The sequence below is a fragment of the Clostridium sp. genome, from assembly GCF_022482905.1.
In the GTDB taxonomy this organism is placed as follows: Bacteria; Bacillota; Clostridia; order Clostridiales; family Clostridiaceae; genus Clostridium_B.
The window spans coordinates 1,568,646-1,582,613 of record NZ_JAKVOI010000001.1; the positions used below are offsets into that span (position 1 = coordinate 1,568,646).

Annotated in this window: 16 protein-coding genes; 3 read left to right on the plus strand and 13 right to left on the minus strand. The window is 33.5% G+C overall.

The window, feature by feature from the left end; translation table 11 throughout:
- Positions 1–192: 192 nt before the first annotated feature.
- The 13 genes from LKE46_RS07765 to dapF form a co-directional block, all read right to left on the minus strand.
- Positions 193–1,269 carry a M24 family metallopeptidase gene (locus LKE46_RS07765; protein ID WP_291720129.1) on the minus strand — a complete coding sequence of 359 codons (1,077 nt, stop codon included), beginning with the start codon at positions 1,267–1,269 and terminating at the stop codon, positions 193–195.
- Between the two features lie 185 nt (positions 1,270–1,454).
- On the minus strand, positions 1,455–1,889 hold the full coding sequence (locus LKE46_RS07770) for a hypothetical protein (protein ID WP_291720134.1): 435 nt from the start codon (positions 1,887–1,889) through the stop codon (positions 1,455–1,457).
- A 15-nt stretch (positions 1,890–1,904) separates the two neighbouring features.
- Positions 1,905–2,414: a hypothetical protein gene (locus tag LKE46_RS07775; protein ID WP_291720138.1), complete on the minus strand. Its 510-nt coding sequence runs from the start codon at positions 2,412–2,414 to the stop codon at positions 1,905–1,907.
- Positions 2,411–3,109: a hypothetical protein gene (locus tag LKE46_RS07780; protein WP_291720142.1), complete on the minus strand. Its 699-nt coding sequence runs from the start codon at positions 3,107–3,109 to the stop codon at positions 2,411–2,413. Before LKE46_RS07780 ends, LKE46_RS07775 begins: the two co-directional genes overlap by 4 nt.
- A 32-nt stretch (positions 3,110–3,141) precedes the next feature.
- Positions 3,142–3,537, minus strand: coding sequence for a hypothetical protein (locus LKE46_RS07785; RefSeq protein WP_291720146.1), 396 nt, complete (start codon positions 3,535–3,537; stop codon positions 3,142–3,144).
- The gene (locus tag LKE46_RS07790) at positions 3,534–4,025 is read right to left on the minus strand and encodes a prepilin-type N-terminal cleavage/methylation domain-containing protein (RefSeq protein WP_291720149.1); all 492 of its coding nucleotides are present in this window, start codon (positions 4,023–4,025) and stop codon (positions 3,534–3,536) included. Before LKE46_RS07790 ends, LKE46_RS07785 begins: the two co-directional genes overlap by 4 nt.
- On the minus strand, positions 3,994–4,443 hold the full coding sequence (locus tag LKE46_RS07795) for a prepilin-type N-terminal cleavage/methylation domain-containing protein (protein WP_291720152.1): 450 nt from the start codon (positions 4,441–4,443) through the stop codon (positions 3,994–3,996). The genes LKE46_RS07790 and LKE46_RS07795 overlap by 32 nt, the downstream gene beginning before the upstream one ends.
- Positions 4,424–4,876, minus strand: a complete 453-nt coding sequence (locus tag LKE46_RS07800) for a pilus assembly FimT family protein (protein WP_291720155.1) — start codon at positions 4,874–4,876, stop codon at positions 4,424–4,426. Before LKE46_RS07800 ends, LKE46_RS07795 begins: the two co-directional genes overlap by 20 nt.
- A gap of 22 nt (positions 4,877–4,898) precedes the next feature.
- Complete coding sequence (locus LKE46_RS07805; RefSeq protein WP_291720157.1) at positions 4,899–5,315, minus strand: type II secretion system protein; 417 nt, start codon at positions 5,313–5,315, stop codon at positions 4,899–4,901.
- A gap of 18 nt (positions 5,316–5,333) precedes the next feature.
- Positions 5,334–6,530: a type II secretion system F family protein gene (locus LKE46_RS07810; RefSeq protein WP_291720159.1), complete on the minus strand. Its 1,197-nt coding sequence runs from the start codon at positions 6,528–6,530 to the stop codon at positions 5,334–5,336.
- A gap of 11 nt (positions 6,531–6,541) precedes the next feature.
- The gene (locus LKE46_RS07815) at positions 6,542–7,963 is read right to left on the minus strand and encodes a GspE/PulE family protein (protein WP_291720162.1); all 1,422 of its coding nucleotides are present in this window, start codon (positions 7,961–7,963) and stop codon (positions 6,542–6,544) included.
- Between the two features lie 142 nt (positions 7,964–8,105).
- On the minus strand, positions 8,106–9,179 hold the full coding sequence (locus tag LKE46_RS07820) for a TolB family protein (protein ID WP_291720165.1): 1,074 nt from the start codon (positions 9,177–9,179) through the stop codon (positions 8,106–8,108).
- Entirely contained in the window at positions 9,176–10,000 is an 825-nt protein-coding gene (gene dapF / locus LKE46_RS07825) for a diaminopimelate epimerase (protein ID WP_291720168.1), read from the minus strand. The genes LKE46_RS07820 and dapF overlap by 4 nt, the downstream gene beginning before the upstream one ends.
- 152 nt (positions 10,001–10,152) lie before the next feature.
- Here dapF and LKE46_RS07830 point away from each other — a divergent pair, with 152 nt between their 5' ends.
- From LKE46_RS07830 to uraA, 3 genes are all read left to right on the plus strand, one after another.
- Positions 10,153–11,889: an Rqc2 family fibronectin-binding protein gene (locus tag LKE46_RS07830; RefSeq protein WP_291720171.1), complete on the plus strand. Its 1,737-nt coding sequence runs from the start codon at positions 10,153–10,155 to the stop codon at positions 11,887–11,889.
- A 189-nt stretch (positions 11,890–12,078) separates the two neighbouring features.
- Entirely contained in the window at positions 12,079–12,612 is a 534-nt protein-coding gene (gene pyrR, locus LKE46_RS07835; protein WP_291720174.1) for a bifunctional pyr operon transcriptional regulator/uracil phosphoribosyltransferase PyrR, read from the plus strand.
- Positions 12,613–12,658: 46 nt separating this feature from the next.
- Positions 12,659–13,963, plus strand: a complete 1,305-nt coding sequence (gene uraA, locus LKE46_RS07840; protein ID WP_291720177.1) for a uracil permease — start codon at positions 12,659–12,661, stop codon at positions 13,961–13,963.
- Positions 13,964–13,968 lie beyond the last annotated feature (5 nt).

The following is a 13,968-nucleotide window of genomic DNA, read 5'->3' on the forward strand; positions in this document are numbered from 1 at the left end:
ATATCTAAAAGTCTGCTTCCCCATTCATAGTACTCAATTTCACATTTAATGCTACTTTATTTTGGTCCAGTACTCCCGGGGCTTAAATTCGGATGATATTACACCCTATACTGTCAGCAGCATTATATTTTACTGACTTACTAACGGCTTTTTACCCCTTTCTTTCTTAAATTATTTGACCTATTTAATATTTCATTTCAAACAAATCAATTCCTTTGGAGACTTCGACAAAGCTTCCCCGCCATTTGCTGTAACTACGAGAAGATCTTCTATTCTAACACCTCCAAATCCAGGTATATATACACCTGGCTCATCTGTAACAACCATTTTTTCCTTCAACTCATTTTTGTTCCTGTATCCAATTATAGGTGACTCATGAATCTCTCTGCCAACACCATGACCAAGACTGTGTCCGAAATATCTTCCATAACCCTTTTCAGTTATATAATCTCTGGCAAAAGCATCTACAACTGCAGTCGGTACTCCGGGCTTATATTCCTTTAATGCCAATTCCTGAGCTTCCAGTACTACATTGTATATTTCAATCATTCTGTCAGATGGCCTTCCTATAACCAGGGTTCTTGTCATATCCGAACAATATTCTTTATATATGCATCCAAAATCCAATGTGAGGAATTCACCACTCCTTACCACCCTTTCTGTAGCTTCACCATGAGGAAGACTGGATCTCAGCCCCGACGCAACTATAGATGGAAAAGACAGTGCTGATGCACCTAATTTTTTCATGTAGAACTCCAACTCAAGTCCTATTTCCCTCTCGGTCATTCCTTCCTTTATATAGTCCAGCATATGAGAAAATGCCTTATCCGCAATTTCTGCAGCACTTTTTATCAGTTCCAGTTCTTCGTCGTCCTTAATCATCCTTATATTTTCAACAATTCCGTTCAGTGGAGCAAGTTCACAGCTTAACTTGCTCCTATATAGGCTGTAGATATTGTAAGTTACTATATCTTCTTCGAATCCAAGTCTTCCAACTCCATTCTTTTCAACAAGTTGAGACAAAAAGTCAACAAAAGGCCCACTTTTGCTGTATTCCATTACTTCATAGTCAACAACCTGCTGATGAGCCTGTTCTGTAAACCTGGAATCCGTTATAAAAAATGCATTGTCCTGAGTTATAAGGGAATAGCTTTCATTTCCTGTAAATCCACTCAAATAATTTCTATTTGGATCTCCTGTCAGCAAAACTCCATCCAGTTTCTCTCTTTTCATGGATTCTCTCAATTTTTCAATTCTATCCTTGAACACTCAAAATCCCCCTAACAACTTCGATAAGCTCATATACTATATATTTGCCAAACTTATATATTAATATTCGCCATGGAAATAATACTATGTTAAACAATGTTATTTTATCAAAACTTATGGTTATTTGCAAATATTAATTGCCGGGGCACTTCAAAAAAATCACTTTTTATTAATATAATAGCAATTCATTGAAAGCTTACATAAATTGTTGCTTTCATGTTTTTATTTTTATTGTTGAATTCGCTGATTGTTATACTATCTATACTATGGAACTTATCTATAGCTTCAATTTGTTCCAAAATATTCTGGATTTTTGTGTCATTTCCTTCTGTTTCAATTACAGAGGTTATTTTATTTTTTTCCTTACTGCTTTCAAAATTCAAAATATCTATATCTTTTATCTGTTTCAAACTGTCAATCATTTTGCTGTAATCCACTTTATCTTGTGTTTCCAAGCTATATATATTTTTATTCAGTATGTAGAGTTCAGACTTTTTTGAACTCATATTTTTCATAGTAATTGTATTTTGCAGCATGAGTACAACCAATATTGCCAATAAAATGCTCAATATGGATTTATACTTTATATTGTTGAGAAATCTATATTTCAAGTGCTCCATATTCTCCTCCAAACATCATAAGTGTTTAAGTTCAACTTTCCATACTTTTTTATTGCTGTTCTCAAAATCACTTTCAGGATTTTTATCCAGCTTCACTTCATAACCATCTTTCAAATAGGATATACTGATTATATTGAATTTATTTCCGCATTCAACTGCCCTTATAAAGTTTAAAAACAAACTATTTTCTCCTACAAACTCCAGATCAATATTTTTGTTATTTATATTTATATTTCTGAATTGCCCGTATTTGGAAAATTGATCTAAAAAATCATGATAGGTTTCAGTTGATTTATTGCCGTCTTTTTCAGAATACGAATTATAGTTTTTACTACATAGATATATCTTTTCCTTTATGTTTTCATCTAGAATATTCAATCTGTTTCTATTTATATACATCAAATACAGCAGGCACAGATCTACAATTAAAAATATAACAATTGTGATTTTAAACTTTTTTATGGTTTTTCCATTTATATTTTTCATATACCATGGGGGGAGAAAATTAAAATTCATTTTTATCATATTGCAAATTCCCCCAAATCGCTGCAGCTGTAATTATTTTCAAGGTCTTTAAATATGTCTTTATAGGGTAAATTTACAAACTCCATGTCATGAAATTTTATATTTGGTATTAATATATTTAATTTTAAATTGAATTCATCCACACATTCCAGAAGCTGATTCTTTGATTTAACTTTAAACAATCCGCTGAACACTATGTTGTTTTCATAGCATGCAATAAAATATGTTTCTGTTTCAAAGCAGACTACAAGTATATAACTTTTTTTATTTATGCTGTGTTTATATTTGTCCATGACGTAGATTTGTACCGGAACCATACCTTTTATATTTATTTTATTATCACTGAATTTCTTAATCACTTCACTGTAGTTGTGGTTTATACAAAGTACAGTCAAATTGAATTCAAATTTATTTTTATTCCATATTTTATACGAGAACATCATATTGTCAATATTCTTGAACTTGTCTTTTAATCTATCTTCAATTAATCCATATATGTATTTTCTTCCTGTTCTTGGTAATGCCATATTTTCTACATATAATTCCTCTCCATGTATTAATATTAAAACACTTCTATGCTTTAAATCCATTTTTATGCTGCTTATTTCATTAATCTTGAATATATCCTTGACATCTCCTCTATCTTTGATTGTTATACTTCCTTCATTCAATTCACAAACTGCGGTTTTCCACATTTTTATCACCTCTGCTTAAAATAATAAATTTATCAAAGAGAATAATCTACACATCCATATTTTATCTGGCCATCTTCCACTGCATACTCGTATATCTCTTCCTTATACAACTTATTGTCTATAATATACTCCAATTTAAAAACATCATTGTCTCTGTCATAATACACATAACTGCTTCCATAATATATTCTGAAATCCTCTATGCCAAGCATATGTTCCCGTATATCCTTATCATCATCATAATCAATTTTTTCCACTATATAGGAATTCAATCTTGTAATTAAAGTTTCCCTCTGCTTTTGAATACCTTCAATTCTAAATGTACTTCCATACTCATAAAATACATCTGATTTTACAAGTGTCTCCATATGATAACCTGCAATTGAAATAAACATGCATATAAGTCCTATAATAAGTACATATATCAATACGAATCCCCTTTTACACTTTTTGAATTTATTCCTAAGCATCTCCTGTAGACATTTCCTCTCTTTGTTTTTATACTTATATAGCATAAATTTTTCTTTTCAACTACACTAAACTCCAATACATCTTTTAATATATTGTTGCTGGTCTGGTTGCTGGTATATCCATAGACCAGAACTATACTTGAATTTTTGTTCTTTTTTATATAATCCCATCCCCTGTTGTCATATCGCTTCAATGCAATCATATTGTCCTCAATTTTTATATATTTGGCACTGTCTATCTGGGAATTTATTATAGTGAATGCTTCATTTACATAAAAGCTGTCCCTGCTTGATTCAATTTCAATACTGTTCAGTTTCATGTATTTCAATATTGCCTCAGCTTGAACTGACGTGAATATGAATATAATGGACATTGCCATAAGGATTTCAATTATAGTAAATCCCCTTTTTACATTATCTCTTAAAATTCCCTTTATAAAATTCACACTCCTCTGACTTCTCCACTCCATATATGTCTGCATTCAATTTCAAATTAACCTTCAATACTTCTCCCTTTTCGACTTTCATTTCAATATACTCTGTTCCATAATTGTTTTCTGAAAATAATTTCCTAGGGTCGATTCCTGCATAATCATAATTTGAAATATTCTTTAGTTCTACATATTTCCTGCCACTATCATAGAGCTCAACTATATCCTTATAACTCATATTGTAAATTATGCTGTCTTTTATATACCTCATTTCATAAGTGTAATTTCGTATCTTCTCATTGTATTTTTTTATAATGTAAGTATTCAACTGCATACACAGGGCTGCATTGAACAATATTGTAAATATCGCCATACTGCACAACACTTCAATTAAGGCAAAACCCTTTTTAATTTTAATATTTGATATATTCACTAAAAGTCCCCACACATACCGTTATACAGTGCATGTTCTCCTTTCTATCCTTAAACTCTATACTGCCGGCATCCTCTACTATTCCCCTGCTGCTAATATCAATCTTTTTATTGTCCGTATTTATTGTTACTATAAAACCCTCAGGAAAATTAATCCTGAATATTCTTTTAGACCCACTGTTAAAAGTCATATTTTTATTGATCAGGTCAAAACTTATATAACCCCTCATACCATGGTCATGGCAATATATTCTCGACCTGTTTATAAAATGAAGTATTTCGTTATCAAAGGTATTTACTTCTATATCATTTTTCAAATTGCCCAATGCCCCTAAATTTATCATGCTGAAGCCAAGTATAATCGACATCATTCCCAATACTATCAGCAATTCAATAAGTGTAAATCCTTTTTTCTTTAAAAAAGCACTCTTCATAAAAACAACCCCAGATCAACTCTTATTTTGGAAATATCCTTTTAACTGAATTATTTTCAACAATTTCATCTACCGTATACTCATTTTTTCCAGCATCTATATCCACTAAATAGTTTTTATCATCACTCTCATAGCTTATACTTATGTTCTTGCCATCATCTCCTACCTCCGATATTTCAACTGTTTGTGCAGAAGTAAGCTGATCTATGCAATCTTTCACATCCTGATCTATAAATACTCCGTCATTTTCACCATAACTTGCCATTGCAGCTGTTTGAATCTGCTTTGCAGTATTGATTGCCTTGGTTGTCTTTACCTTGCTCTCATAACCTGAAAATTTAGGTACTAAAAATCCCATTAGTATTAAGATTATGGAAACAACAAGCAAAAGCTCTATCAGTGTAAAGCCTCCATAAATTGACTTTCTCTTTTCTTTCATAAAATGCTCTCCTTTCTTTTAAGAAAATGAATCCATTATATTAAACACCGGCATTATTGCTACCATTATAAAGAATCCAATAAAAAATGACAAAAAGATTATAATTACTGGCTCGGTTATTCTTACCATACTTTTTAGGCCTCTATAAACATCTTCACCGAATATCTCTTCAAGTTTATTGAATATATAATCAAGCTTTCCAGCCTCTTCACCTGTTTTTATCATATATATGAACATTTCATTTCCTATTCCTGATTTTTCAAAAGCTGAACTGATACTTTCACCGGATTTTACAGCTTCAATGGAGGTAATCATCTTTTTATTCATGATACTGCTTTCCAGTGTTTTGGAAGTTATATAGAGAGATTTTAAAATATTTACTCCAGATATACCAAGTATCCTCATGGAAGATGCTATCTTAAACATTAAAATTTCATTGTACAGCTTTCCGAAATAAGGTATGTTGATTTTTACAGTATCAAGAATATACTTCCCTTTCTGGCTTGTTGAAAATTTATACACTATAAGCATGAAAAGGATTACTCCTGAAGTTATAAACATAAAATAGCTTTTCAAAAAATCAAATCCACTTATAACCAGCTTTGTAATGACAGGAATTTCTGCTTTATTTGACTGAAGAATGTTTATAAACTGTGGAATTATGTTGTTCATGAGAAACACTATAATACAGATTGAAATTACAAATGTCAGTGCAGGATAAACAAGTGCAGATTTTATACCTGATCGTATCTTGTACTGGTGTTCATAATATTTAGATAATTCTTTTAGTACCTTTTCAAGATTCCCGGCCTCTTCTCCTATACCAATCATCTCTACCATATATCCGGGAAATATGCTGCTGAACTTTTTCATGCTTGAATACAGACTTTTTCCCTGCATTACCTGCAGCTTTATATCAGACAGGGCATCTCTTAAAGCCGCGTTGTTACTTTGCCTCTCCAGCATCATGAATATCTTTGATATTCCTATTCCCGATTCCATCATTACATTAATTTTGTTGCACAAAAGGGATATTTCCATAAAGCTGGGTCTTGTAAAAAGTATTTTACGCCACTGTACCTTATTTGATGTTTTATATATATAAAAACCTTTTTCCCTGAACTTTTTCTTGACTTCATCCAGGCTGCCATATTCACAACTTCCCTTTATATTTTCCCCCTGCAAATTCAATGCAGAATATTTTATTATCCTCATATTTACCTCTCTCAAATACCCAGTTTCATTATTTCATCGAAAGTAGTAACACCATCTTTTATAAGGTCTATCGAGTTGTCTTTTATAGACTTGCTGTTCAAACTGTCGTCTTTCATGGATTTTATTTCATACACTGCCGTTCTGCCAGTATATCCTGTATAGTTACATTTAAAACATCCTTTACTTCTATACAATATTTGACTTTCATCAATATTTAGAAAATTGTTTATAGAATCCCAGCTTTTCATTTCATAACTTTCCCTGCAGTAGGGACACAGTTTTCTGACCAGTCTCTGTGATATGACTCCTATCAATGCATCCTTTATAAAATATGAAGGCACTCCCATATTTTCAAGTCTCAGTACAGCTTCTTGAGGACTGTTTGTATGAAGTGTACTCAATACAAGATGCCCTGTTATGGAAGCTTTAACCGCTATCTTTGCAGTTTCCTCGTCGCGTATTTCACCGATCATTATGACATCCGGGTCCTGTCTTAGAATACTTCTAAGCCCAGATGCAAAATCCAGTCCTATTTTACTGTTTACATTGACCTGGTTAACTCCATCCATTGCATATTCTACAGGATCTTCAATGCTTACTATATTCTTTTTCTCCCAGTCTATATTGTGTACAAGTGAATAAACCGTGGTGGATTTGCCAGCTCCGGTCGGCCCGACGGAAAGAATGAGTCCATTCGCATATTCAATCATTCTTTTTATCCTCTCTACATCAGCTTTTAGAAAACCAAGACTCTCAAAGCTGGATATATCTCTATCCTTATAGAGTATTCTAAGTACTATTTTTTCACCATAAATAGTTGGGAGTGTGGATACCCTTATGTCATAATCTTTTCCTCCACTTGAGAATATAATTTTTCCATCCTGCGGCATTCTCTTTTCTGCTATGTCCAGATTCGCCATTATCTTAATACGCATACATATAAAATTATATATATCCCTTGGTATTTTTACATATCTTCCTATAATACCGTCTATTCTAAAGCGCACATTTATATAAGTTTCAAAAGGTTCTATATGTATGTCACTTGCCCTTTCATCTATTGCTCTTTGAATTATGTAATTAGCCGCCTTTACTACCGGTGAGTTGGTGCTTTCTGAATTCCCCATTTCAGGAATCCCTGTACTGTTGATTTCAATGCTGTTTATGGTGAAATCCAGTTTTTCCCTGAAATATAAATTGTCTATAGACTTCAGAATGTATTTTCTCCCGGACTGAAAAAACAAAGTATCTTTTTTAAGCATAAATCTCAATTTCTCTCTAAGATAAAAATTGGGAGGCTTATCTATAGCTATATAAATCTTATCATGGATTTCTTTAAAGGCTATCATGCAATTTTCTCTGGCTATTTCCTCAGGCAGTATTCCAGACAGCTTTTTATCTATCTCAATATTCATAAGATCTATCTGCTTCATTGTATCTTCATCACCTCTGATAGTATTTGTATTTCATATTATTTCCAGAAATATTATCTTTAATCACCTATACTTCAAAAATAAAAAAATCCAATGACAAAAAGTCTTGAATTTCATCATTGGATTTGTATTTAAAATTGTGCTAATGACTTCCATAAATCCTGTATTTGCCTTCATGAGTTGACATAAGGCTTACGGAACCGTCATGTTTGCTGTATACAAATATGTCTATATTATCTTTTGAATTTTCACTGTTTTTACCTGTAAAATATATATTTCCCATGTTGTCTTCCGCAATTCCCGAAGATACTCCTATGTACTGCGGAAAATCATAGGTGATTCTGTTAAGTCTGCCGCTTTTACAGGAGAACTCATAAACATCAGAGTCACCGTTTTTCTGTTCTGCTATAAAAAATATATCTCCATTTCTGTAGTCTTTAACACTTCCATATATTTTAGCCATATTGTCATCTACTAGTGTACATGTCCCTCTTTCCTGACTATAATAATACAAATCAAGATCATCACCTATACCTGACATGTACAGTATATTGCCTCCAATATTTGTAAAGTACATACAATATTTATTAATATCTTTGAAATAAATTGATTCCTCGTTGCTATTCAGGTCATACACATATATGTTGGTGGAATTCTGTTTTCCAGGAATACTTCCGTAATAGATCAACCTGCTGTCATCCAACCAGCTGTACAAGCTTCCTGAAATAAGAACCTTTGATTTCAATTCTACATATTTATTGCTCTTTATATCATATACACTTATATTCCGGACGCTGTCTATAGAACTGCCTGCATAGCTTCTAAAAGCTATCCTGTCACCATCCGGACTTAATTTCACATCTTCTGCAGAAAAAAAATCATTCAATTCTATTCTGGAATTTTGGCTGATTACTTCGATTTTATTTCCAGCAGTCCTTCCATCTTCCTTTTTTGCAATTAAATATACATAAACTGATTTCTTCAGATCATAGGTCATATCTACGACATCGTTCACCTTACCGGTTTCCTTTAAAGCTTTTCCACCCAGATTAAAAATCAGATTTTGTCCGTTCCTTTCTTCAACAACAACTGCATCAGAATATTCAGGGGTCGGTGGAACCATTACTTTTTTATCTTTTCTGCTGCAGCCGGTAAGAACACCAACTGCCATAAAGAATAAAACTGCAAATATAATACCTACAGTAAGCTGTTTCATTTAATTTTACATTCTCCTCTAAAAGAAACCTCTGCAGGACCTGTCATAAATACACCCTCCTCTTTTATTTCTATTGAAAGCTGTCCTCCCGGAGCTGCAACTTCAACTTTTCTGCCTGTAAATCCAAGCTTGTAGGCAGCAACAGCAGATGCACAGCACCCAGTACCGCAGGCAAGAGTAGCTCCTGCTCCTCTTTCCCATGTTTTTATCTTGATTTTTCTGCCGTTCACTACTTCACAGAAGTTAACGTTGGTACCTTCTGTGAAAATTTCATATTTTTCAATATACTTTCCCTCATTTACATCATAGTCATCCAGTTTTCCAAATACAACCGTATGGGGAACACCCATAAGCATCGTAGTAATATTGTATTTTCTATCATTTATATAAACTTCTCTATCCACTATATCGCCATTATACTCTGCAGGTATTTTTTCCGGCTCAAAAAAGGCCTTTCCCATGTTTATGGTCACCTTTTCCGCAAATCCATCTTTTACATCTAAAAATGCCCTTTTTATACCGTCACCCGTTTCTATATCCATCGGATTCCTTCTTATCATGTCATTATCGAATACATATTTTGCAAAACATCTTATACCGTTTCCGCACATAGCTGCGTAAGAACCATCTGAATTGATTATAACCATTTTTATTGAAGCAATTTCACTTCTTCTTATTAAGAGTATTCCGTCTCCACCTATTCCAAAATGTCTATCGCAAAGTTTTCTGGCAAGTTCCCTTTCCCTTCCAAGATAGCTGTTTTCTCTATCGTCAATTAAAATAAAATCATTTCCACTGCCCTGAATTTTAGTAAACTCCATATTTTAACCTCCACCATCCCGATCCTGTAAAATAATATTTGTTTTAAGTTTACTACTGGAACATAGTTTAATCAACAAATATTCCCCAACTTTATTTTAAAAATTTAAAATGGTATAATTTATAAATACATAAATATGAAAGGATGAACTACATGGCTTTGGATGGCATTTTTATTTACAGCATATTAAACGAATTGAATGATACTCTGCTCGGTGGAAGAGTTGAAAAAATAAATCAACCGGAAAAAGATGAAATAATACTCACAATAAAAAACAGGAGAAAGAGCTACAGGCTTTCAATAAGTGCAAGTTCTGTATATCCCAAAATTCATATTACCGGGATAAATAAAATAAATCCTAAAAAGGCACCAATGTTCTGCATGGTTTTGAGAAAACATATAAGTTCGGCAAAATTAATAAATATAAGTCAGCTTGATATGGATAGAGTAATATTCATGGACTTTGAAAGTTCAGACGAGATGGGCTTTAACAGTATATATACTTTAGTAGTAGAGATAATGGGAAGGCACAGCAATATAACCCTGATCCGCAAAAGGGACAATATTATAATGGATAGCATAAAGCACTTAACCCCTGAAATAAATTCAGTAAGATCCGTATATCCAGGAATACAATATATGCTTCCTCCTTCTTCCTCTAAATTAAATCCTCTTGACTTTAGTCTGGAGACCTTTGAAAAGTTTGTTTCAGATAATTCCATAAAGTTCAATGAAAAGTTTTTTTCAACCGTCTTCACCGGAATAAGCAATATATTCTCAATGGAGCTATACGAATCGTTTTCACGCAAAAATGACACAACTTCTTCTTCCTGGGTCAATGCTGTATTTGATTTTTTCACTCCAATATATATAGATATAAAAAACGATAGATTCCATTTTAGTTCCTATGTAAAAGATGGAAAAATAAAGGATTTTTACTGTCTGAGACTGTACAATATATACAACGAGGACTACAAATCATATGATTCACCTTCAAAACTTCTTGAAGAATTTTACTTTCAGAAAGATAAAACAGACCGATTGAACAATAAAAGTTCAGATCTTCATAAATTAATAAATGTGAATCTGGAGCGCTGTGAGAAAAAGAGAAAAATACTTACTAAAAATATTGAGGAAGCCAGAACAAAGGACAAATACAGAATACTTGGGGAACTTCTAACTTCAAATATATATGCAGTAAAAAAAGGTGATCAATCTATACGTGTTCAAAATTTCTACAGCAGCAAATCTGAATATATAGATATAAAACTTGACAAAAACAAAACTCCTTCAGAAAACATTCAGACATACTTTAAAAAATACAACAAACTCAAGAAAACAGAAAAAGCTGCATTAAATCAATTGAAATTAACACATGAGGAAATTGAATATTTGAATTCCGTACTTGCCAGTATAAGGACAGCCGACAGTTATGAGGATATCGAGGAAATAAAAAGAGAGCTTATGGAAAGCGGCTACATACGCTATAAAAAATCCAACAAGCTCAAAAATTCAGGGCATTCAAAGCCTTTGAAATTCATTTCCAGTGACGGAATAGAAATATATGTCGGTAAAAATAATATTCAAAATGACCATTTGACTTTGAAATTTGCAGACAAAAGGGATATATGGCTCCATGCAAAAAATATTCCCGGTTCTCATGTTATAATCAAAAACTTCGGAAATATACCCGACAGAACTCTTGAAGAGGCAGCCTCCCTCTCTGCATATTACAGCAAATCAAGAGATTCTTCAAAAGTAGCTGTGGACTACACCGAAGTAAAAAATGTCCACAAGCCGAATGGCTCAAGACCTGGTATGGTAATTTATTATACAAACAGAACTATATACGTACCACCTGAAAAACCCGATCTAGTCCAGGTTCAATAAAATTTTATCAAACAACTTGAATTTGAGTACTATATATTCTATAATGTACTAGAATTTATTATCCTTTAAGTGATCCAGTGAGATCAGCAAGGTAATTATACTGTTTTAATGAAATTACTATGCCCTTCACTGAGAAGGGCTATTTTATTTGCAGTAATTTTATCATAATGGAACAAAGGTGGTGATAATTTGAAATTAAAAGCACTCATATTGGATGAGAAGGCCATGAAGAGAACTCTTACGAGAATATCTCATGAAATAATTGAAAAAAACAAGGGTACAGAGAACATGCTTCTTATAGGAATCAAGAGAAGAGGCTATCCTCTTGCCATGAGAATAGCCAGAAATATAGAAAATATAGAAGGTATTCATCTCAAAGTTGAAAGTGTAGATATAAGCTTATACAGAGATGACTTAACTAATATTTCCGATAATCCTCTAATAAAAGAAGCAAATCTGATAGATGTGGAAGACAAAAAGATAATACTGGTAGACGATGTAATCTACACAGGAAGAACTGCAAGGGCTGCAATAGATGCCATAATACATTCAGGACGGCCCCGGTTGATACAATTGGCGGTACTAATAGACAGAGGTCATAGAGAACTTCCTATAAGGGCTGATTACGTAGGTAAAAACATTCCTACGTCAAGAAGCGAAAAGATATCTGTTGAAATTTCAGAAATAGATAAAAACGATTCAGTCAAAATTTATGAGTTGTAAAACTTTTAGAATAATCACACGAAACTAGAAGGAGTGTTATTGATAAATGAAAACTTTTGTAGACGTAGAGGATAAACTACCCATACCACTCACCATACCACTTAGCTTCCAGCATCTGTTTGCCATGGTGGGAGCCACCATACTAGTACCAATACTCACTGGAATGAGTCCTTCCATAGCCTTGTTCTGCAGTGGAGTCGGTACACTTCTTTACATACTGTGCACTAAGGCCAAGCTTCCTGCCTATCTAGGTTCTTCTTTTGCTTTTATAAGCCCGATACTCATATCTTCTAAAAACTATGGACCTGGGGCCATGCTTTCAGGTGTAATAGCTGCGGGAATTGTCTACATAATTGTAGCAGTCATAATAAAATTTTGTGGGGTAAACTGGCTTAACAGAGCACTTCCACCTGTAGTAGTCGGATCCATAGTTATAGTAATAGGCCTTGGACTTGCAGGTACTGCAATAAGCTGGGCAGGTTTCAATCCTTCTTATTCGACGGATCAGATGCAGAGCATTCCAAGGTGGGCATGGATGACAGTATCCATAATCACCTTGGTTGTGGGTGTAATCGGTAGTATGTATTTTAGAGGATTCTTTGGAGTGATACCTATATTGATAGCTATAGTTGTAGGATATATATCAGCTTTGATCCTGGGAGTAATTCCAAAAATCACAATATACAGCATACTAGGCACCAGTATTTTTAAACTTCCACCTTTTATATTCCCGGAGTTCAACACAAGTGCAATGCTCCTCATGGCGCCGGTTTCATTCGTAACCCTTGCAGAACACATAGGTCATATTTATGTAACAAACAATGTAGTGGGAAAGGATTTTACAAAGGATCCGGGTTTGCACAGATCTATACTTGGCGATGGTATTGCCACAATTTTTGCAGGCTTTGCTGGTGGACCTCCAACTACAACTTATGGAGAAAACATAGGAGTCATGGCAATAACCAAGGTTTACAGTGTATGGGTCATAGGAGGTGCCGCAGTAATAGCAATAATTCTATCCTTCATAGGTCCAATAGCTGCATTGATTGAAAATATGCCCATGCCTGTAATAGGTGGTGTAAGCATTCTTTTGTTCGGAATAATAGCCTCTTCAGGTTTCAGAGTATTTGTAGAAGATAAAATAGACTTCAGCAGAAACAGAAATCTAATACTTGCTTCCGTAATAATAGTAATTGGAATCGGCGGTGCATCCTTAAAATTTACTGTAGGAGGCTCTCCTGTTCAAATATCCGGAGTTGCTCTTGCAACTGTCATAGGAATAATTTTAAATTTGATACTTCCGGAAAACAGTGCTTCCGAATCAAACAATTCCATAAAGAAAGGAGCTTGAATTGC

Coding starts and splice junctions, on each gene's coding strand:
- LKE46_RS07815 (WP_291720162.1), bottom strand. CDS start 7,963: ATGAAGCAGATAGATCTTATGAATATTGAGATAGATAAAAAGCTGTCT.
- LKE46_RS07780 (WP_291720142.1), bottom strand. CDS start 3,109: ATGTGGAAAACCGCAGTTTGTGAATTGAATGAAGGAAGTATAACAATC.
- LKE46_RS07810 (WP_291720159.1), bottom strand. CDS start 6,530: ATGAGGATAATAAAATATTCTGCATTGAATTTGCAGGGGGAAAATATA.
- dapF (WP_291720168.1), bottom strand. CDS start 10,000: ATGGAGTTTACTAAAATTCAGGGCAGTGGAAATGATTTTATTTTAATT.
- uraA (WP_291720177.1), top strand. CDS start 12,659: ATGAAAACTTTTGTAGACGTAGAGGATAAACTACCCATACCACTCACC.
- LKE46_RS07770 (WP_291720134.1), bottom strand. CDS start 1,889: ATGGAGCACTTGAAATATAGATTTCTCAACAATATAAAGTATAAATCC.
- LKE46_RS07775 (WP_291720138.1), bottom strand. CDS start 2,414: ATGATAAAAATGAATTTTAATTTTCTCCCCCCATGGTATATGAAAAAT.
- LKE46_RS07805 (WP_291720157.1), bottom strand. CDS start 5,315: ATGAAAGAAAAGAGAAAGTCAATTTATGGAGGCTTTACACTGATAGAG.
- LKE46_RS07830 (WP_291720171.1), top strand. CDS start 10,153: ATGGCTTTGGATGGCATTTTTATTTACAGCATATTAAACGAATTGAAT.
- LKE46_RS07800 (WP_291720155.1), bottom strand. CDS start 4,876: ATGAAGAGTGCTTTTTTAAAGAAAAAAGGATTTACACTTATTGAATTG.
- LKE46_RS07820 (WP_291720165.1), bottom strand. CDS start 9,179: ATGAAACAGCTTACTGTAGGTATTATATTTGCAGTTTTATTCTTTATG.